Origin of the sequence: Streptomyces sp. NBC_00620 (assembly GCF_026341825.1) — a bacterium.
Lineage (GTDB): Bacteria > Actinomycetota > Actinomycetes > Streptomycetales > Streptomycetaceae > Streptomyces.
In genome coordinates, this window is record NZ_JAPENY010000001.1 from 1,876,248 (window position 1) to 1,894,645 (window position 18,398).

Sequence of the window (18,398 nt, forward strand, 5' to 3'; positions counted from 1 at the left end):
GCCCGAAGGATCATTGCCATCCCCTTGGACAGCATGTGGACGCGGTGGTCACAGGGTCCGCAGCAGCACCGCCGGCTGTTCCACACAGTCCGCGACATAGCGAAGGAAGCCACCCGCCGTGCCACCGTCGCACACCCGGTGGTCGAAGGTGAGCGAAAGCTGCACGACCTGTCGCACCGCCAGCTCGCCCTGGTGCACCCAGGGCTTGGGAACGATCCGGCCGACGCCCAGCATGGCCGCCTCGGGGTGGTTGATGATCGGCGTGGAGCCGTCGACACCGAACACACCGTAGTTGTTCAACGTGAAGGTGCCGCCCGTGAGTTCCCTGGGCGTCAGCGTCCCGGTCCGCGCGGCCTCGGTCAGCCGCGCGAACTCCGCGCTCAGCGACTCCGCGCCGCGCGCGTGCGCGTCCCGTACGACGGGGACGACGAGCCCACGCTCGGTCTGTGCCGCGAAACCCAGGTGCACCTGGTCGAGCTGGACGACCTCACGGGCCTCCATGTCGACCGTCGAGTTCAGCTCCGGGTGACGGGCCAGCGCGGCGGTGCAGATCCGGGCGAGCAGCGCGAGGAGGGAGATCTTCGGGCCGCCGGCGGAGTTCATCGCCGCGCGCGCCTGCATGAGTTCCGTGGCGTCGGCGTCCACCCAGCAGGTCGCGTCGGGTATCTCCCGACGGCTGCGGGAGAGCTTGTCGGCGACGGCTCCGCGGATGCCTCGCAGGGGGATACGGGTGCCGTGCGGGGATGCGCCGAGCGCGGTCGCGGGCTGATGGGGGGACTGGGCCAAGGGTGCGCCGATGGGCGCGACGGCCCCGTGGCCGACGGCCGGAGCCCGGAGGGGTTCCGCGGCAGCGGGTGCCCGCACCTGACCGGTCGCCGCCGCACGCAGTGCGTACTCGACATCCGCCCGCAGGATCAGCCCGTCGGGTCCGGAACCCTCCAACTCCCGCAGATCCACGCCGTTCTCACGCGCGAGCCGCCGTACGAGCGGGGAGATGACGGGCACGGGACCGTCCCCGATCACCGCCACGCCACCACGATCGCCGTCGACCGGGCGGTCGTCGGCAACCCTGCCCGGGCCGTACCGGCCATCGGCGACCGGGCGGTCCCCGTCGCCGGACCGCGCGGCAGGACCGCCCCCGGCCCGTCCGAGCTCACGTCCTCCGTTCGCGGCGGCCACCACGCTTGCGGCATCCGCCGATACACCCGTCGGGGTGGCTGGCGCCCGCGATGCCGGCGCACCCGTCACACTCGACGGCCGCACCCTCCCGCGCCGCGCCGGAGGCGCCGCCGTGCCGTACCCCACCAGCACGTTCCCGGATCCCTCGTCGCCCTCGCCGGCGGCGGCCGCGCCCACCGCGACTGTCAGGAGCGGCTCCCCCACGGGCAGTTCCGTGCCCTCCTCGCCGAAGCGGGCGGTGACCACACCCCCGTACGGGCAGGGCACGTCGACCATCGCCTTGGCCGTCTCGACCTCGACGACGGTCTGGTCGACGGCGACGACGTCTCCGACCTCCACCAGCCAGCGGACGATCGTCGCCTCGGTGAGCCCCTCCCCGAGGTCGGGAAGCCTGAACTCCAGGACCTGCGCCATCAGCTCTCCGCCTCCCATTGCAGACGCCCCACGGCGTCCAGGATCCGGTCGACGCCAGGCAGGTGGTGCCGCTCCAGCATCGGCGGCGGATACGGGATGTCGAAGCCGGCCACGCGCAGCACCGGTGCCTCCAGGTGATGGAAGCAGCGCTCGGTGATGCGTGCGGCGATCTCCCCGCCCGGCCCGCCGTACCCACCCGACTCGTGTACGACAACAGCGCGTCCGGTCCGCCGTACCGAAGCCGAGACCGTCTCGTCGTCGAACGGCACCAGGGAGCGCAGGTCGACGACTTCGAGGTCCCAGCCCTCGGCCCGCGCCGCCTCGGCGGCTTCGAGGCAGACGGGCACGGACGGCCCGTACGTGATGAGTGTGGCGCTCCGGCCGGAGCGCCGCACCATCGCGCGGCCTATCGGTTGAACGGCCGGCGGCTCGTCCGGGTTCCAGGAATCCTTCGACCAGTACAGCCGCTTGGGCTCCAGGAAGACGACCGGGTCGTCGGAGGCGATGGCGGCGCGCAGCAGACCGTAGGCGTCGGCGACCGTCGCGGGCGTGACGACATGGAGCCCCGGAGTCGCCATGTAGTACGCCTCGGAGGAGTCGCTGTGGTGCTCGACGCCGCCGATGCCGCCGCCGTACGGGACGCGGATCGTGATCGGCAGCGGCATGGCGCCCCGGGTGCGGTTGCGCATCTTCGCGACATGGCTGATCAGCTGCTCGAACCCCGGGTAGGCGAACGCGTCGAACTGCATCTCCACGACCGGCCGCAGCCCGTACATGGCCATGCCGACGGCTGTCCCGAGGATGCCCGCCTCGGCCAGCGGCGTGTCCGTGACGCGGTCCTCGCCGAACTCCTTGACGAGCCCGTCGGTGACCCGGAAGACACCGCCCAGGGCGCCGACGTCCTCGCCCATGACATGGACGGACGGGTCGGCGGCCATGGCGTCGCGCAGCGCCCGCCCGAGGGCCTGCGCCATGGTCGCCGGTTTCAGGGCAACGGTCGTCATCGCCCGGCTCCTTCCGGCCCGTGCGCCTCGGCCGCCAGCTCCGCGCGCAGTTGCGCCTCCTGCTCACGCAGTTGCGGTGTGGGCTCGGCATACACATGGGCGAACAGATCCATGGGGTCGAGCACCGGGTCCTGGTTCATGCGCTCACGCAGATCCGCGGCCATCGTCTCGGCATCCTCGCGGGCGGACCGCATCGCGTCCTCGTCGAGCAGCCCGCGCTCGGTCAACTCGTGCTCCAGGAGCGCGATCGGGTCGTGCGCGCGCCAGGTCTCCACCTCGGCATCGACTCGGTAGCGGGTCGCGTCGTCGGCGTTGGTGTGGGCGTCGATGCGGTAGGTCACCGCCTCGACGAGCGTCGGACCGCCCCCGGCGCGCGCACGGCGGACGGCTTCGCTCAGCACCTCGTGCACGGCCGCAGCGTCGTTGCCGTCCACCAGGCGGCCCGGCATCCCGTAGCCGACGGCCTTGTGGGCCAACGACGGGGCGGCGGTCTGCTTGGCGAGCGGTACGGAGATGGCGAAGCCGTTGTTCTGGACGAGGAAGACGACCGGGGCCTGCCATACGGCGGCGAAGTTCAGCGCCTCGTGGAAGTCGCCCTCGCTGGTGCCGCCGTCGCCGACCATCGCGAGGGCGACCACGTCGTCGCCCTTGAGCCGGGCGGCGTGCGCGAGGCCCACGGCGTGCGGGAGCTGGGTCGCGAGGGGGGTGCACAGGGGCGCGATCCGGTACTCGCGGGGGTCGTAGCCGGTGTGCCAGTCGCCGCGCAGGAGGGTGAGCGCCTGGACCGGGTCGAGGCCGCGGGCGACGGCGGCGAGGGTGTCGCGGTAGCTGGGGAAGAGCCAGTCGCGGTCCTCCAGGACGAGCGCGGCGGCGACCTCGCAGGCCTCCTGGCCCGTGCTGGAGGGGTACACCGCGAGGCGGCCCTGCTTGGTGAGGGCGGTGGCCTGCGTGTTGTAGCGGCGGCCGCGCACCAGCTCCGCGTACAGACGGCGCAGCAGCCCCGGGTCGGCCTGCGCGGCCGCCTCGGTGCCGAGCACGCGGTACGGCAGCGCGTCGGGCAGCAGCGGCGCGGGGTCGGTGCGGGGCTGCCAGGCCGGCGGCGGCGTTGGCCGGTATGCGCCTCGCTGCTCCATGACCGTCATGACGGCACCTCCTCGTGGGAGACGGCTTCAGGCGCGTCACGGTTGTGATGCGCCTCACCTACCGATTGTTCGGTCGTCGGCACATTTTGGCTACAGACCCCTTCAAGCTGTGGACAAACGGTTCTGCACAGCCTGAAATGGACGCAGTACGTCCATGGTAGGGAGGCGGGGGGACATGGCACCTGAACAAATGGCCGAGCCGCCGGAGGCCGGCCCCGCCCTTCCGCCCGCCCGTCCCCTCGACGCCATAGATCAGGACATCCTCCAGATGCTCCAGGCGGACGGCCGCGCCTCGATACGCTCCGTGGCCGAACGTGTCCATGTGTCACGGGCCAACGCCTACGCGCGTATCAACCGCCTCATCGAGGACGGCGTGATCCGCGGCTTCGGGGCGCGCGTGGATCACGAACGCGCCGGGCAGGGCACCTCGGCGTACGTCACCCTGAAGATCGTGCAGAACTCCTGGCGCACGGTCCGCGAGCAACTGAGAGTGCTCCCCGGCGCCTCCCACATCGCCCTGGTGGGCGGCGATTTCGACGTGCTCCTGCTGGTGCACACCCCGGACAACAAGGCCCTGCGCGAACTGGTGCTCACCCGCCTCCAGGCCATCCCGGAGGTGCTCAGCACCCGCACACTGCTGGTCTTCGAGGAAGAGGACCTGGAACCGCAGTCCTGAACGCCCCGGTGACCGGGGCGTTCAACCGAGGGACACCTTGGTGACCCAGGAGGTCAGGACTCCTTGCGCAGCCCACCGAAGACCAACTGCGCCACCGCGTCGGCCACTTCCCGCTCGTCCATGCCCCGCCCGTCGGGCCGGTACCACTCCACGATCGAGTTGATCATTCCGAAGACCAGCCGGGTCGCGAGCCGGACCTCCACGTCGCCGCGTACGTCACCGTCCGCGGCCGCCGCCTTCAGCAGCTCGGCCACCTGGTGGTCGAAGTCGCGGCGCCGCTCCAGGGCCCACCGCTCGGTGTCCGTGTTGCCGCGCACACGCAGCAGCAGCGTCACGTACGGCAGCTCGGTGGTGAGCACCTCGACCATGCGGCGCACCACGTACTCCAGGCGCTCCACAGCACGCCCCACGCGCGCGTGCTCCTCGTCGAGGATCCCGAAGAGGCCGTCGAGGGCCCGGCTGACGGCCCTGCGCAGCAGCTCTTCCTTGCCGGTGACGTGGTGGTATATCGACGACTTGGAGATGCCCGCCGCCTTGGAGAGGTGCTCCATGGAGGTGCCGTCGTAGCCGCGCTCGATGAAGACCTGGACGGCGACGGAGAGGAGGGTCTCCGGGGTGTACGTGTCGCGCTTGGCGGTGGTCATGAGGTGCCCTCCCGCTTGTCAACCGTGTTTCCGTGACGGTACAGCGCCAGTGAGGGCGCGTAGCGGCCGGAGGGTTCGCGCAGATGCAGCTCCTCCAGGAGGTCGTGCGCCCAGGCGCTGCCGAGCCTGCGGCTCCACTCGAAGGGGCCCAGCGGGTAGTTGACGCCGAGCCGCATCGCCGTGTCGATGTCCTCCTCGGTGGCCACTCCCTTGGCGACGGCGTCGTGCGCCAGGTCGACGATCCGGGCCACGGTCCGGGCGACGATCATGCCCGGGGCGTCCCCGATGACGCTGACGTCCTTGCCCAGCGCCTGGAAGAGGCCGATGGCCTCAGCGAGCGTCCGGGGAGCGGTGTCCTGGCAGGCCGACAGGGCGATCCTGGTCGCCTTGCGGTAGTCGAGCGCCAGGTCGAAGTAGACGACGTCACGGAACTCGACGGAGGTCTGACCATCGGCGAGGACCAGCTGGCCGCCACTGGGCAGGACCAGGCGGGTGCCGTGGTCCTCCTCGTCCTCACGGACCTGGATGCCCGCCTCGCGGATCAGCGGGAGGAGCTCGGCGGCCGGGCCCAGATCACCCTCCACGAGGACGTACGCGGGCGCCTGCGCCTTCTCGGCGGTGTGCGGCTCGGGGCGCTCGGCGTCCTCCCCGTAGTCGTACCAGCCGTGTCCCGTCTTGCGGCCGTGCCGGCCGGACTCGACCAGCCGCCGCTGGGCGAGCGAGGGCGTGAAGCGCACGTCCTGGAAGAAGGCCTGCCACACGGAGTGCGTGACGGACTCGTTGACGTCCTGGCCGATCAGGTCGGTCAGCTCGAAGGCGCCCATCCGGAAGCCGCCGGACTCGCGCAGGATCGCGTCGATGGTGGCCGGGTCGGCGGCCTGCGACTCGTACACCGCGAAGGCCTCGGCGTAGAAGGGCCGCGCGATGCGGTTGACGATGAAACCGGGGGTGTCGGCGCAGGCGACGGGGGTCTTCCCCCAGGCGCGGGCGATCTCGTACGCGTGCGTGGCCGACGAGAAGTCGCTCGCGTACCCGGAGACGACCTCCACGAGGGGCAGCAGCGGCGCCGGGTTGAAGAAGTGCAGTCCGACGAGGCGGCCCGGGTTGCGCAGGGCGCCGCCGATGGCCGTGACGGACAGGGACGAGGTGTTGGTGGCGAGCAGGCAGTCGTCCCCGACGATGTCCTCGAGCTCGCGGAACAGCCGCTGTTTCACCTCGAGTTGTTCGGCCACCGCCTCGACGACCAGCGCGCAGTCCGCGAGGTCCTCCAGCCTCCCGGCCGGTCGCAGCCGATCGCGTGCGGCGTCCCGGTCGGCGTCGGTGAGCCGGTCCTTCTCGACGAGCCGGTCGAGGCGCGCGCCGATCGCTTCGGCCGCCGCGCCGGCGCGCCCGGGGACGGCGTCGTAGAGCCGCACGGAGTGGCCCGCGAGCAGCGCGACCTGGGCGATGCCCTGCCCCATCGTGCCGGTGCCGACGACGGCCACGGGGCTGCTGAGGTCGAGTGCTGTCATGCTCGCGATCCTCCCGCACAGGGTTTTCCACAGATACGGCGGACCCCCTTGCCCCGACCGATCGTTCGGTTAATCTAACTCTGAATGCCCGCCCGTCGCCCACCACCACCCTGCCAGAGACGCTTCGAGCCGCACCTTCTGAAAATCCTGCCCAGATTCACAGCTCAATCCACAGCTCGATGAAGAGCTGCTTCGAGGAGGAGTTGGTCCCTGATGGCCGCCGAACTCACCGCGCACCAGCTGATCGCCCAGCACCGGCCCACCCTCGACCAGGCGCTGGAAGCGATCCGCACGCGCGCGTACTGGTCCCCCCACCCCGAACACCCCAAGGCGTACGGCGAGAACGGCAGCCTGGGCATGGCGGAGGGCAAGGCCGCCTTCGACGCCCTCCTCGGCACCCGCATCGACCTCGGCCAGCCCGGCACCGACGACTGGGTGGGCGGCGAGGTCTCGCCGTACGGCATCGAGTTGGGTGTCACCTACCCGCACGCGGACGTCGACGTGCTGCTGCCCGCCATGCGCGCGGGGCAGCGTGCCTGGCGCGACGCGGGCGCGGAGGCACGTGCCGCGGTCTGCCTGGAGATCCTCAAGCGGATCAGCGACCGCACCCACGAGTTCGCACACGCGGTCATGCACACCAGCGGCCAGGCCTTCATGATGGCGTTCCAGGCGGGCGGCCCGCACGCGCAGGACCGCGGCCTGGAGGCGGTAGCGTACGCGTACGTGGAGCAGGTCCGCACGCCGGACAGCGCGGAGTGGGTCAAGCCCCAGGGCAAGCGGGACCCGCTCACCATGACCAAGCGGTTCACGCCCGTGCCGCGCGGCATCGCCCTCCTGATCGGCTGCAACACCTTCCCGACGTGGAACGGCTATCCGGGCCTGTTCGCCTCCCTCGCCACCGGCAACGCCGTACTCGTGAAGCCCCACCCGCGCGCGGTGCTGCCGCTCGCGCTCACCGTCCAGGTGGCCCGCGAGGTGCTCGCCGAGACGGGCTTCGACCCGAACCTGGTGGCACTGGCCGCCGAGCGCCCCGGCGAAGGCATCGCCAAGACCCTCGCCGTACGGCCCGAGATCCGGATCATCGACTACACCGGCTCGACGGCGTTCGGCGACTGGCTGGAGGCCAACGCCCGCCAGGCGCAGGTCTACACGGAGAAGGCCGGCGTCAACACGGTGATCGTGGAGTCGACCGACAACTACAAGGGCATGCTTTCCAACCTGGCCTTCTCCCTGTCCCTGTACAGCGGCCAGATGTGCACCACCCCGCAGAACCTGCTGATCCCGCGCGACGGCATCACCACGGAGGAGGGCCCCAAGTCCTTCGACGAGGTGGTCGCCGACCTCGCCAAGTCGGTCGGCGGGCTCCTGGGCGACGACGCCCGCGCCAACGCGCTCCTCGGAGCCATCGTGAACCCCGACGTGAAGGCCCGCCTGGAAGCCGCCTCCGGCCTCGGCGAAGTCGCGCTCCCCTCACGGGAGATCAGCAACCCGGAGTTTCCGGACGCGGTCGTCCGTACACCGGTGATCGTGAAGCTCGACGGCACCAAGCCGGACGACGAGGCGGCCTACATGAGCGAGTGCTTCGGCCCCGTCTCCTTCGCCGTCGCCGTCGACTCGGCGGCCGACGCGGTGGACCTGCTGCGCCGCACGATCCGCGACAAGGGCGCGATGACGGTCGGCGCGTACACCAGCTCGGAGGAGTTCGAGCAGGCCGTGCAGGAGGCCTGCCTGGAGGAGTGCGCCCAGCTCTCGCTGAACCTCACGGGCGGCGTGTACGTCAACCAGACGGCCGCGTTCTCCGACTTCCACGGCTCGGGCGGCAACCCGGCCGCCAACGCGGCCCTGAGCGACGGAGCGTTCGTCGCCAACCGCTTCCGCGTGGTGGAGGTACGCCGGGACGCGTAGGGCCTGTCTGACAATTCCCGTCGTCGCCCGGAGGGCGGCCTCGCGGCGTCAGGTGCGTGCTCTCGGCGTGCCGGGCGTAGACCCTCGTACTGGACTGGACGTACTTGGGTCTGCGCCCGGTGCGGCGAAGGGGGTCCCCCCGCCCGAGCCGGGCGAAGCCGGTTCGAGGGTGGGGGCGCGTGCATGGCGTCGCGAGGCAGACGGGAATTGTCAGACAGGCCCTACCCCTCAGGCCGTCGCGCCCCCGGTCGCGCTCCAGTGGAACAGCGTCATCGCCACGCTGGTCGCGAGGTTGTAGCTGGAGACCTGGGGGCGCATCGGCAGGGACACCAAGTGGTCGGTGCGGGCCCGGAGTTCGGCGGACAGGCCGCTGCGCTCGGAGCCGAAGGCGAGGACCGCGTCGTCGGGGAGCTTGAGCCCCCGGATGTCCTCGCCCTCCGGGTCCAGCGCGAACACCGGGCCCGGCGGCAGCTCGTCCACCGTCAGCCGCTCCACGGCGGTCGCGAAGTGCAGGCCCGCCCCGCCGCGTACGACCGTGGGATGCCAGGGATCGAGCGAGCCCGTCGTGACCACCCCGGTCGCCCCGAAGCCCGCCGCGAGCCGGATCACGGCCCCGGCGTTGCCCAGGTTGCGCGGGTTGTCGAGGACCACGACGGGCGTGGAGCGGGGCATCCGGGCCAGCGTCTCCAGATGGGCCGCCCGGGACGGACGTACGGCGAGAGCGGCCACCGAGGTGGGGTGCGGACGCGGCACCAGGGCCTTCAGCGTCGCCTCCGGAACCTCCACCAGCAGCCCCTCGACGGCCTCTCGTACGTCAGGAGCCAGGTCGTCGGCCAGCGCGAGCGCCGCCCGCCGATCGGTCGTGACGGCCACCGGGATGCGGGCCTGGAAGCGCACCGCGTGCTTGAGGGCGTGGAAACCGTCGAGCAGGACGGCACCGTCGGCGAGCCGGCGCCAGGCTCGTACGGCGTCCTGGGGGTCCGTGACGCCGGGTGTTCCGAGCCTGCCGTCGGGGTCGTTCATGCCCTGAAGCCTACGTGCGTGGGCTCGGCCGGATCCGGGGCGCTCGGCTGCTGCTCGCGCGGACCCGGCAACGTACGGCCGCCGTCACCCGAAAACAGCTCTCCACGCGCGCGTGTGACCCATCCGCCGAGGCGCCGCAGGAACGACGTCGGCAGGAACACCGCGTCGGCGGCGATCATCGCGAGCGAGAAGAACGGCAGCCCGAGCACCACGGCGATCACCGCGTGCTCGGTCATCATGACCACCAGGAGCACGTTCTTGACCCGCCGGTTGAACAGGGTGAACGGGAAGGCGACCTGGGCGATGACCGTCCCGTACGTCACCAGCATCACGATCGTGCCGTACTGCGTCATCAGGTCGGACAGAGCCGGCCAGGGCGAGAAGTAGTCCAGGTGGAGCGGGTAGTAGACCGCGGTGCCGTCCTGCCAGCGCGAGCCCTGGATCTTGTACCAGCCGGCGGTCGCGTAGATCAGACAGGCCTCGGCCATGATCACGACCAGGGCCGCGTTGTGCACGAGGTTGGCGACGACGTCCAGCAGGATCCGGGGCTCGGCGGCGCGCACGCTGCTGCCGACGGCCCACCACAGGGCCTGTACCGCCCACAGCCCCCAGAAGACCAGCAGCCAGCCGCCACTGAGCCGTCCCGCGAAAGTCGCCGTCGCCAGTGCGAAGCCGAGCACCCCCCACAGGGCGGGGCCGACCCGGTCGGGCCCGACACGCTCTCCACGCGCGCGTGCCTCCCGCCCGAGCCGAGCCCGCCGCGCGTCCAGCGACCACACCTGGCCGCAGCGTGTGAACACCAGGTAGATCGCCATCAGGTGGATGACGTTGTCGCCGCCGTCCCCCATGAAGACGCTGCGGTTCTGCAGCGAGAGCACGCCGACCATGAAGAGCACGGACATCGTGCGGGTCCGCCAGCCCAGCAGCAGCAGGAGGCTCGACAGGGCGGCGAGGGCGTAGACGATCTCGAACCAGATCTGGCTGTCGGACCACATCAGGGCCGTGAAGGCGTGGTTGTTCGCGATGAGCTGCTGGGCGATGTCCCAGCTCCACGGCCCGTCGGGCCCGTACATCTCCTGGCGGTGCGGATACTCGCGCAGCAGGAACAGCAGCCAGGTGACGGAGAATCCGATACGGATCACGGCGCTCTGGTAGGGGCCGAGGGCCGCCCCGGTGACCCGGCTGATGCCGCGCGAGAGCGACAGGGCGTAACGGTTCATCGGGCGCTCGCCTCCGCCGTCTCCTGCTGCCGGTCGCCCTCGGCGACGGACCACCAGGGCAGTTCGCGGAGCATCGGCTTGTCGGACACCTGCTCCTGGCTCCACTCGGGGGGCGTCACGTTGGTCGTACGGGAACGGACCTGGACGCTTTCGACGACGGCGTCCTTGCCGCCGGCCTGCAGGCGGTCCAGGCGCAGCACGACGACCCGGCGCAGATAGCGCTCGGAGAGGTCACCGCGCATGCCCGAGGGGCGGTTCTCGGCGTCGTGCGAACTGACGTAGAAGTCCCAGGACCGGCGCAGTTCGTTCTGATCGGTGTGGCTCGGCAGCAGGTTGCCGTCGATGGCCGCGCCGTCGAGCGCCGACAGGTCGTACCACCCGGTCTCACGGCTGGTGCCGTCCGGCGTACGGACCTGGGCGCGCACCTGGACGGCGATGTTCTGCTGCAGGGGGTTCGGCGCGAACAGCTTCCAGTTCTGCTCGAACTCGGGGTAGATCCACTCCTCGATCGCCGTGCCGTGCTGCTTGGTGACGGTGTTCGAGGGCGCGAGGTGCAGGAACACCATGCCGAGATGCACACAGGCCGTGACCGCGACGACCGCGAGGGCGAGGGCGGCGGCGATCTGGTAGCCGGGGGAGAGGGCGGCTATGCCGGTGGGGGCGGGTGGGTCGCCTGGCGCGGTTCCGGCGGGGACCGTGGGTTCGCCTTCGGTGAGTCCGCCGGGCACGTTGGACGCGTCCGGAGCGTTGGGCAGATCAGTGGCGGTGGACACCTCGCGGGTGTCGGGCGTGGAGGGGATATCAGGTGCGCCGGGAGTGTCGCGCCTGGCAGGCGCGGGCCCGTCGGGCGGCGCGTCCGGCGCTTGCCGGCCGTTCGAGCCCTCGTCGTACGCGTCCATTCCGCCCCTATCCCGATCCGGTCACACTCCCCACCACCGAGGCCGCGCGGCGTCGTCGTACCGCCCGCGAGCCCCACGCTGCGGCGTTCGCACGGGAACGGTACTCAGGCCAGATCGCCCGGCACAGCCCCAGGAGCCACAGCGGCCACATCAGCCGCCAAGAGGTTATCCACAGCGGTTGACACCTTACGGCGACTCGTCTCACCATTGAATCCGGACAGACCGAACGATCGGTCTGCCCGGGTAGAGCCATGGCCGATGCCAGTCGGGGGTGACGCAGCCGTGACCGGCCGCCCCCCTTCGGTTCCCTTCTCGTAGAACCTGTTCTATCTTGACGCTCCGTCAGATCAGGTGCCTGCCTGGTCTGTTGGCCGGTTGGCCGGTGCATGGGAGGACGGGACCGTGGACTTCACCTTCACCGAGGAACACCAGGCGGCGGTCGAGGCGGCGAAGGCGGTGTTCGCGGGGGTCGCGCCGGACGGGGTGCCCAGCCCCGCACTCACCGCAGGCGCCGTGGCCGAGGACTTCGACCGGGCACTGTGGGCGAAGCTCGCCGACGCGGACCTGCTGAGCCTGCTCCTCGACGCGGAGTACGGCGGGGCAGGTCTCGACGCCGTCGCGCTGTGCCTGGTGCTGCGTGAGTCGGCGCGGGTGCTCGCACGGGTGCCGTTGCTGGAGAGCAGCGCGGCAGCGGTGGCCGTGCAGAGGTACGGCGGCGAGGAGCTGAAGGCGGAGGTGCTCACGCGGGCGGGCCGCGGCGAACTGGTGCTGACCGTCGCCGCGAACGGCCGCAGCGGCCATGACGGGGCCGAACTCGCCGTGACCGCACGGCAGGACGGTGAGGCGTGGGTGCTCGACGGGGTACAGACCGCCGTTCCCTGGGCGCAGAACGCCGACTTCACCCTCGTACCCGCGCACACGGCTGCAGACAGGACCGTCCTCGCCCTCGTGCCCCGCGTCCACGAAGGAGCCGTACTCGCCGAGCAGATCTCCACCAGTGGCGAGCGGCTCGGCGAACTGCGCCTGGAGTCGGTACGGATCGCCGCCCAGGATGTCATCGACGCGGACGGCGCGTGGGAGTGGTTGCGCGAGCTGCTGACCACCGGGACGTGCGCGCTGGCGCTCGGGCTCGGGGAGGGCGTGCTCGGGATGACGAGCGAATACACCAGCAAGCGGGAGCAGTTCGGGTTCCCGGTCGCCACGTTCCAGGCGGTCGCCGTACAGGCCGCCGACCGCTATATCGACCTGCGCGCGATGGAAGTGACGCTCTGGCAGGCCGCATGGCGGATCAGTACCGGGGCGACGGGTGCGCTTCCGGCGTCCGGAGACGTGGCCGTCGCCAAGATCTGGGCATCGGAAGGGGTACGGCGGGTCGTGCAGACCGCGCAGCATCTGCACGGAGGATTCGGCGCCGACACCGACTATCCGCTGCACCGGTACCACGCCTGGGCCAAGCAGCTTGAGCTGGCGCTCGGGCCGGCGGCGGCGCACGAGGAGGCACTGGGCGATCTGCTGGCCGCCCATCCGCTGGGCTGACCGCACGCCCGCCGCCCATCCGGGCGGCCACCTGGGCTCACGCTCGTGCCGGGGCAGGCAGCCGACGCCTCCCCCGGTACGGGTGCGGTCGTTTCAGCCGTTTCAGTTGCTTCAGTCGCTTCAGACCACGAAACCCGGCTGGCCCTTGTCGTCCACCACCGGGCGGCCGGTGGCTGCCCAGAACTGCATGCCGCCGTCGACGTTCACCGCGTCGATGCCCTGCTGGACCAGATACATCGTGACCTGCGCCGAACGGCCACCGGAGCGGCAGATCACGTGGACCTTGCCGTCCTGCGGGGCCGCCTCGGTCAACTCGCCGTAACGCGCGACGAATTCGCTCATGGGGATGTGCAGCGCCCGCTCGGCGTGACCTGCCTCCCACTCGTCGTCCTCCCGGACGTCCAGCAGGAAGTCTCCGTCCGCGAGATCCCCGACCTCGACCGTGGGCACACCAGCTCCGAAACTCATACCTCCGACGCTACCTGACCCCACAGACAGCCCGGTCCCCCGCGGGCATCCCGGCCGATCAGCTCCAGCGAGCCCGATCAACCGGCTTCAGGGGTCGGCTCGACCGCTTCAGGGAGTCGCTCGTCGGCTTCAGGAAGTCTGCCCCGTCAACTCGGCCAGCTCCCTCTCGCGCTCGCCGACCTGGGTCAGCAGCTGTTCGGCGATCTCCTCCAGGAGCCGGTCGGGATCCTCCGGAGCCATCTTGAGCATCGCGCCGATGGCGCTCTCCTCCAGCTCGCGGGCGACGAACGTGAGCATCTCCTTGCGCTGGGAGAGCCACTCGAGCCGGGCGTAGAGCTCCTCGCTGCGGCTCGGCTTCCACTCCTCGGGCACGGGACCCGCGGCCCACTCCGCGGAGAGCTCCCGCAGCAGCGCCTCGTCGCCCCGCGCGTACGCGGCATTGACCCGGGTGATGAACTCGTCACGCCGCTTGCGCTCGTCCTCGTCCTGCGCCAGGTCGGGGTGGGCCTTGCGGACGAGCTCACGGAAGAGCTTGCGGGCCTCGTCACTGGGGCGCACCCGCTGCGGAGGCCGCACCGGCTGATCCGTCAGCATCGCCACAGCCTCCGGGAACAGTCCCTCGGAGTCCATCCAGCCGTGGAACAGCTCCTCGACGCCCGGCATCGGCATGACCCGCGCCCGCGCCTCGTCCGCCTTGCGGAGGTCCTCCGGGTCTCCGGTGCGCGCGGCCCGCGCCTCGGCGATCAGCGCCTCCAGCTCGTCGAGCCTGGAGTACATCGGCCCGAGCTTCTGGTGATGCAGCCGCGAGAAGTTGTCGACCTCGACCCGGAAGGTCTCCACGGCGATCTCGAACTCGATCAGCGCCTGCTCGGCCGCCCGCACGGCCCGCTCCAACCGCTCCTCGGGCCGCGCCACACCCTCGGTTCCCGTCTGCTCCGAGGTCCCCTGCTCCGACGTCCCACCGTCGGTGCCGGCCTGCTGAAGCGTCTCGCCATCGGGCTCCGCCTGCGAAGACGCCTCACCCTCGGCGCCGACCTGCTGGGACGGCTCGCCTCCGGGCTCCGCCTGCGAGGACGACCCGCCCCCGGGCTGCGCCTCGTGGGACCCCGCCACGGCGGACCCGTCCGCCGCGCTCTCCAGGGCACCGGACTGCTCCCGCGCCCCCTCGTCGATGGGCTCGGACTGGCTCTGCTCGGCTTCCGGCGTCGTCACCCGACCAGCGTAGGCCACGGGGCGTCGGGGTTACTCGGGACCACTGCGTCGGGACTACTCGGGACGACTGCTTGGGGGGCCTCCCCCTCCCCGCCCCCACCCCTTCCCCCACCCCTCAAACCCCCAACTCAGCCTCAATCCGCCCCGCCCGCACAGCCCCCACCAGCTCCGCGTGATCCGCCTCGGTACGGTCCGCGTACGCCACCGCGAACGAAGCGACTGCCTCGTCCAGCTCCTCGCTCTTGCCGCAGTACCCGGCGATGAGGCGCGGGTCGGCGCTGTGGGAGTGGGCGCGGGCGAGGAGGGCGCCGGTCATGCGGGCGTAGTCGTCTATCTGGTCGGCGGCGAGGGCGGCGGGGTCGACGCTGCCCTTGCGGTTGCGGAACTGGCGTACTTGGAAGGGGAGTCCGTCGACCGAGGTCCAGCCGAGCAGAATGTCGCTGACGACCTGCATGCGCTTCTGGCCGAGGACCATGCGGCGGCCCTCGTGCGGCACGTCGGGTATCGCGTGGCCGGCCGTCACCAGGTGCGGGAGCAGCGCCGAGGCGCGTGCCTCCTTCACCTGGAGGACGAGGGGTTCGCCGCGGTGGTCCAGGAGCAGGACGACGTAGGACCGGGTGCCCACACTGCCGGTGCCGACGACACGGAAAGCGACGTCGTGCACGGCGTACCGGGCGAGGAGGGGAAGCCGGTCCTGCGACAGCGTCGTGAGGTACTCCTCCAGTGACGCGGCCACCGCCGCCGCCTCCGCGTCGGGTATGCGGCGCAGCACCGGCGGCGCGTCCACGAAGCGTCGGCCACCGCCTTCCACGGCCTCCGTCGACTTCGCCGCGAACCGCCCGCTGGTGTTGCCCCGCGCCTTCTCGGAGACCCGTTCCAGCGTGCCGAGGAGATCGTGGGCGTCGGTGTGCGAGACGAGTTCTTCGTCCGCGATGGCGTTCCACGCGTCCAGCACCGGGAGCTTCGCGAGCAGCCGCAGGGTGCGCCGGTAGGCGCCGACCACGTCGTGTGCCGCCTTGCGGCAGGTGTTTTCGTCCGCCCCGGCTTCCCGGCCCGCGAGCACCAGCGAGGTGGCGAGGCGCTTGAGGTCCCACTCCCAGGGGCCGTGCACCGTCTCGTCGAAGTCGTTCAGGTCCATGACGAGGCCGCCGCGCGCGTCCCCGTAGAGGCCGAAGTTCGCCGCGTGCGCGTCGCCGCATATCTGGGCGCTGATCCCGGTCATGGGGGTGCGCGCGAGGTCGTAAGCCATGAGGCCCGCCGAACCGCGCAGGAAGGCGAAGGGCGTGGCCGCCATCCTGCCGACGCGTATCGGGGTGAGCCCGGGGATCCGGCCGCGGTTGGACTCCTCCACCGCGCTCACGGCGTCGGGCCGGCCGGCGTCCGTCGTGAGCTCCGCGTGCGCGGCGCGGGGCACGGGGCCGCGCAGGGCCTTGCCCTCTTCCTTCGGCGAGCCCTGATGGGGCGATGCCGCGAATCCACGTACCGCAAAAGCCCTGGACACCTGCTGCGGCCGCTGCGCTTCCTGCGCCGGACCCGCTGTACCTGGCTCGGTCACTCCGACCGCCTCCCCCGTGCATGAACATCAACTCGTCATGACCGTACAGCCGGTCATGGAAAGGCGTCAGACCCTGTGGACAACTCGGAGCCTGTGGACAACTCCACAGGCTCCGGGAGATCAGCGGCGTACCGCCCACGTCACCGCGGGCACGGCCCGCTTTCCGGCAGATGCCTTTCCGCCCAGGACCCGAGTTCCTTGAGCGCGGGTTCCAGTGCGGCGCCCGACTCCGTCAGCCGGTAGGAGACCCGCAGCGGGGGGCCTTCGTCGACCTCGCGCACGACCAGTCCCGCCGCGCCCAGTTCGGTGAGCCGGTCCGAGAGCATCCGTTCGCTGATGCCGGGGATCGCCCTGCGGAGGTCGGCGAAGTGGACGGGCCGTTGCAGCAGCACGGAGACGACCAGGCCCGTCCAGCGCTTTCCGAGCAGCTGGAACACCCGGGTCATGCCGTCGTCGACCTTCTGGCACGGCCCTGTGTCCTCGCGGAATCCCGGTTCTGGCATGGCTCCAGAGTACTGCGCCCACACAAGGGGATGAAAAAAAGTAAGTAGCTGTGTTATCTATAGTCGAGTACGAAAAAGAAGCCCGCTCGCCAGGCTCGGCTTCTCACTTTCTCGGCCGACCACGCCGAGCACGTCGACCACGCGCCGACGACTCCCCCCAGCCCCCTTGGAGATCCCCATGGCCACCCTCCTTCTCATCGACTCGTCCGTGTTCCCGGGCTCCGCCTCCGCCTCCCGCACGGTGACGGACGCCTTCCGCAAGGCATGGGAGGAGCAGCACCCCGAAGGCACCGTGATCTACCGCGACCTCGCCGCGAACCCGGTGCCGCACATCACCGCCGACGCCCACTCCGCCGGTTTCGCCGCCCCGGACGCGCACACCCCCGAGCAGGCCGCCGCCTTCGCGGAGCGCGTGACGCTCATAGAGGAGCTGGAGCAGGCCGACGCGATCCTGATCGGCGCCCCGATGTACAACTACGCGATCCCGTCGACCCTCAAGGCGTGGCTGGACAACATCGTCCTCATGGGCCGCACCGCCATGACGGAGGACTCGAAGGTGAAGGGCACCCCGGTCACGGTCGTCGCCAGCCGCGGCGGCTCCTACGCGCCCGGCACCCCGCGCGAGCCCTACGAGTACGTGCGGAACTACCTGGAGGCGGTCCTGCGCGACACCCTCGCCCTGGACCTCGATTTCATCGTCCCGGAGCTCACGATGGCCCCGCACAACCCGGCGATGGCCGAGCTGATCCCCCTCTTCGAGGCCTCGCGCACGAAGGCCCTCGACGACGCGGCCACCAAGGCCAAGGAACTCGCCGAGCGCCTCGCCGCGTAACCCCGCGGAACCGTTCGTAACCCTCAAGAGCGCGACCGCACCACCGCACGCCCCGTGTGATTGTCCTCACGCAGAACGATCAACAGGACAATCACACGGGGCGCCGCGCTTGAGACCCCGGAGCTGCAAGAACCGGACAACGCAAAAGCCCCGCAGGTCCAAGACCTGCGGGGCTTTCAGCTGGTGGGGAACCGACGGAATGCGCTGGGCAGGGACGACCCTGGGAGACCTAAGATCATTTCCCACGATCTTATAGATCATTTCCCAGAGTCCTGGCCAGAGGGTGCGATGGCCGCTGGCCGCGGCAGATGACGACAAGGAACTGACGGCTCATGTCAGGTTTGACTACTCCGCCACGCACCTCGTTGAGCTGACGCCAGACCTAATAGCCCGTGAAGATCGTCTCTCCCAATCAGCACTACGGAGCGCGCTGACTTCTAAATACGCCACCATGCGCTTGGTCGTGTGGAGCAACTCCAGATCCAGGCGACGGATACTCGACAGGTAGTTGCACTCGGAGGCATAGACGGGGACGAAGGCGGAGATGCCCTCCTCGATAGCTATAGCCCGCCCACCTTCTTCACCCTCGTCGACGGCCAGACTGCCGCGGTGTTTCGCTTCATGAGACATCGCAAGACCGGCGACCGCCCAAGCACTCCGCGACGGGCGTGCTGA

Annotated in this window: 17 protein-coding genes; 4 read left to right on the forward strand and 13 right to left on the reverse strand. The window is 70.7% G+C overall.

Annotated features, from left to right (window positions below):
* Window positions 1-48: 48 nt before the first annotated feature.
* From OG246_RS08590 to pdhA, 3 genes are read right to left on the reverse strand one after another with little or no spacing between them, the layout of a single operon-like run.
* The gene (locus tag OG246_RS08590) at window positions 49-1,593 is read right to left on the reverse strand and encodes a dihydrolipoamide acetyltransferase family protein (RefSeq protein WP_266458234.1); all 1,545 of its coding nucleotides are present in this window, start codon (window positions 1,591-1,593) and stop codon (window positions 49-51) included.
* Entirely contained in the window at window positions 1,593-2,597 is a 1,005-nt protein-coding gene (locus OG246_RS08595; protein WP_266458237.1) for an alpha-ketoacid dehydrogenase subunit beta, read from the reverse strand. The genes OG246_RS08590 and OG246_RS08595 overlap by 1 nt, the downstream gene beginning before the upstream one ends.
* A complete protein-coding gene (gene pdhA / locus OG246_RS08600) occupies window positions 2,594-3,739 on the reverse strand; it encodes a pyruvate dehydrogenase (acetyl-transferring) E1 component subunit alpha (protein WP_266458240.1) in 1,146 nt (381 codons plus the stop codon). The genes OG246_RS08595 and pdhA overlap by 4 nt, the downstream gene beginning before the upstream one ends.
* Before the next feature lie 190 nt (window positions 3,740-3,929).
* Here pdhA and OG246_RS08605 point away from each other — a divergent pair, with 190 nt between their 5' ends.
* A complete protein-coding gene (locus tag OG246_RS08605; RefSeq protein WP_266463975.1) occupies window positions 3,930-4,415 on the forward strand; it encodes an Lrp/AsnC family transcriptional regulator in 486 nt (161 codons plus the stop codon).
* Window positions 4,416-4,468: 53 nt separating this feature from the next.
* Here OG246_RS08605 and OG246_RS08610 read toward each other — a convergent pair whose 3' ends face one another.
* Together OG246_RS08610 and OG246_RS08615 are read right to left on the reverse strand one after the other, a co-directional pair.
* The gene (locus OG246_RS08610; RefSeq protein ID WP_266458242.1) at window positions 4,469-5,059 is read right to left on the reverse strand and encodes a TetR/AcrR family transcriptional regulator; all 591 of its coding nucleotides are present in this window, start codon (window positions 5,057-5,059) and stop codon (window positions 4,469-4,471) included.
* Window positions 5,056-6,570, reverse strand: coding sequence for a 3-hydroxyacyl-CoA dehydrogenase (locus tag OG246_RS08615; protein ID WP_266458243.1), 1,515 nt, complete (start codon window positions 6,568-6,570; stop codon window positions 5,056-5,058). The genes OG246_RS08610 and OG246_RS08615 overlap by 4 nt, the downstream gene beginning before the upstream one ends.
* A 213-nt stretch (window positions 6,571-6,783) precedes the next feature.
* Here OG246_RS08615 and paaN point away from each other — a divergent pair, with 213 nt between their 5' ends.
* Window positions 6,784-8,475 carry a phenylacetic acid degradation protein PaaN gene (paaN, locus tag OG246_RS08620; RefSeq protein ID WP_266458245.1) on the forward strand — a complete coding sequence of 564 codons (1,692 nt, stop codon included), beginning with the start codon at window positions 6,784-6,786 and terminating at the stop codon, window positions 8,473-8,475.
* Between the two features lie 228 nt (window positions 8,476-8,703).
* Here the strand turns inward: paaN and OG246_RS08625 are convergent, their stop codons facing one another.
* From OG246_RS08625 to OG246_RS08635, 3 genes are read right to left on the reverse strand one after another with little or no spacing between them, the layout of a single operon-like run.
* Window positions 8,704-9,498, reverse strand: coding sequence for an RNA methyltransferase (locus tag OG246_RS08625; protein WP_266458248.1), 795 nt, complete (start codon window positions 9,496-9,498; stop codon window positions 8,704-8,706).
* Window positions 9,495-10,718 carry an HTTM domain-containing protein gene (locus tag OG246_RS08630; protein WP_266458251.1) on the reverse strand — a complete coding sequence of 408 codons (1,224 nt, stop codon included), beginning with the start codon at window positions 10,716-10,718 and terminating at the stop codon, window positions 9,495-9,497. The genes OG246_RS08625 and OG246_RS08630 overlap by 4 nt, the downstream gene beginning before the upstream one ends.
* On the reverse strand, window positions 10,715-11,617 hold the full coding sequence (locus OG246_RS08635) for a DUF5819 family protein (RefSeq protein WP_266458254.1): 903 nt from the start codon (window positions 11,615-11,617) through the stop codon (window positions 10,715-10,717). Before OG246_RS08635 ends, OG246_RS08630 begins: the two co-directional genes overlap by 4 nt.
* Window positions 11,618-12,019: 402 nt before the next feature.
* On the opposite strand from OG246_RS08635, the gene OG246_RS08640 reads away from it, so the two are divergent.
* Window positions 12,020-13,153: an acyl-CoA dehydrogenase family protein gene (locus OG246_RS08640; RefSeq protein WP_266458257.1), complete on the forward strand. Its 1,134-nt coding sequence runs from the start codon at window positions 12,020-12,022 to the stop codon at window positions 13,151-13,153.
* Between the two features lie 120 nt (window positions 13,154-13,273).
* On the opposite strand, the gene OG246_RS08645 is transcribed toward OG246_RS08640, so the two are convergent.
* The 4 genes from OG246_RS08645 to OG246_RS08660 form a co-directional block, all read right to left on the reverse strand.
* On the reverse strand, window positions 13,274-13,603 hold the full coding sequence (locus OG246_RS08645; protein WP_266463979.1) for a rhodanese-like domain-containing protein: 330 nt from the start codon (window positions 13,601-13,603) through the stop codon (window positions 13,274-13,276).
* A 147-nt stretch (window positions 13,604-13,750) separates the two neighbouring features.
* Complete coding sequence (locus OG246_RS08650; RefSeq protein ID WP_266463982.1) at window positions 13,751-14,536, reverse strand: hypothetical protein; 786 nt, start codon at window positions 14,534-14,536, stop codon at window positions 13,751-13,753.
* A gap of 412 nt (window positions 14,537-14,948) precedes the next feature.
* Window positions 14,949-16,334, reverse strand: coding sequence for a DUF2252 domain-containing protein (locus OG246_RS08655; RefSeq protein ID WP_266463986.1), 1,386 nt, complete (start codon window positions 16,332-16,334; stop codon window positions 14,949-14,951).
* Between the two features lie 194 nt (window positions 16,335-16,528).
* On the reverse strand, window positions 16,529-16,891 hold the full coding sequence (locus tag OG246_RS08660) for a helix-turn-helix domain-containing protein (RefSeq protein ID WP_266458260.1): 363 nt from the start codon (window positions 16,889-16,891) through the stop codon (window positions 16,529-16,531).
* A gap of 178 nt (window positions 16,892-17,069) precedes the next feature.
* On the opposite strand from OG246_RS08660, the gene OG246_RS08665 reads away from it, so the two are divergent.
* Entirely contained in the window at window positions 17,070-17,723 is a 654-nt protein-coding gene (locus OG246_RS08665; protein WP_266458263.1) for an FMN-dependent NADH-azoreductase, read from the forward strand.
* Between the two features lie 345 nt (window positions 17,724-18,068).
* Here the strand turns inward: OG246_RS08665 and OG246_RS42865 are convergent, their stop codons facing one another.
* Complete coding sequence (locus OG246_RS42865) at window positions 18,069-18,353, reverse strand: hypothetical protein (RefSeq protein WP_353962471.1); 285 nt, start codon at window positions 18,351-18,353, stop codon at window positions 18,069-18,071.
* Window positions 18,354-18,398 lie beyond the last annotated feature (45 nt).

What these genes read in the sequence shown, in the direction of transcription:
- OG246_RS08590 (WP_266458234.1), bottom strand. Translation starts at nt 1,593, where the DNA reads ATGGCGCAGGTCCTGGAGTTCAGGCTTCCCGACCTCGGGGAGGGGCTC.
- OG246_RS08595 (WP_266458237.1), bottom strand. Translation starts at nt 2,597, where the DNA reads ATGACGACCGTTGCCCTGAAACCGGCGACCATGGCGCAGGCCCTCGGG.
- pdhA (WP_266458240.1), bottom strand. Translation starts at nt 3,739, where the DNA reads ATGACGGTCATGGAGCAGCGAGGCGCATACCGGCCAACGCCGCCGCCG.
- OG246_RS08605 (WP_266463975.1), top strand. Translation starts at nt 3,930, where the DNA reads ATGGCCGAGCCGCCGGAGGCCGGCCCCGCCCTTCCGCCCGCCCGTCCC.
- OG246_RS08610 (WP_266458242.1), bottom strand. Translation starts at nt 5,059, where the DNA reads ATGACCACCGCCAAGCGCGACACGTACACCCCGGAGACCCTCCTCTCC.
- OG246_RS08615 (WP_266458243.1), bottom strand. Translation starts at nt 6,570, where the DNA reads ATGACAGCACTCGACCTCAGCAGCCCCGTGGCCGTCGTCGGCACCGGC.
- paaN (WP_266458245.1), top strand. Translation starts at nt 6,784, where the DNA reads ATGGCCGCCGAACTCACCGCGCACCAGCTGATCGCCCAGCACCGGCCC.
- OG246_RS08625 (WP_266458248.1), bottom strand. Translation starts at nt 9,498, where the DNA reads ATGAACGACCCCGACGGCAGGCTCGGAACACCCGGCGTCACGGACCCC.
- OG246_RS08630 (WP_266458251.1), bottom strand. Translation starts at nt 10,718, where the DNA reads ATGAACCGTTACGCCCTGTCGCTCTCGCGCGGCATCAGCCGGGTCACC.
- OG246_RS08635 (WP_266458254.1), bottom strand. Translation starts at nt 11,617, where the DNA reads ATGGACGCGTACGACGAGGGCTCGAACGGCCGGCAAGCGCCGGACGCG.
- OG246_RS08660 (WP_266458260.1), bottom strand. Translation starts at nt 16,891, where the DNA reads ATGCCAGAACCGGGATTCCGCGAGGACACAGGGCCGTGCCAGAAGGTC.
- OG246_RS08665 (WP_266458263.1), top strand. Translation starts at nt 17,070, where the DNA reads ATGGCCACCCTCCTTCTCATCGACTCGTCCGTGTTCCCGGGCTCCGCC.
- OG246_RS42865 (WP_353962471.1), bottom strand. Translation starts at nt 18,353, where the DNA reads ATGTCTCATGAAGCGAAACACCGCGGCAGTCTGGCCGTCGACGAGGGT.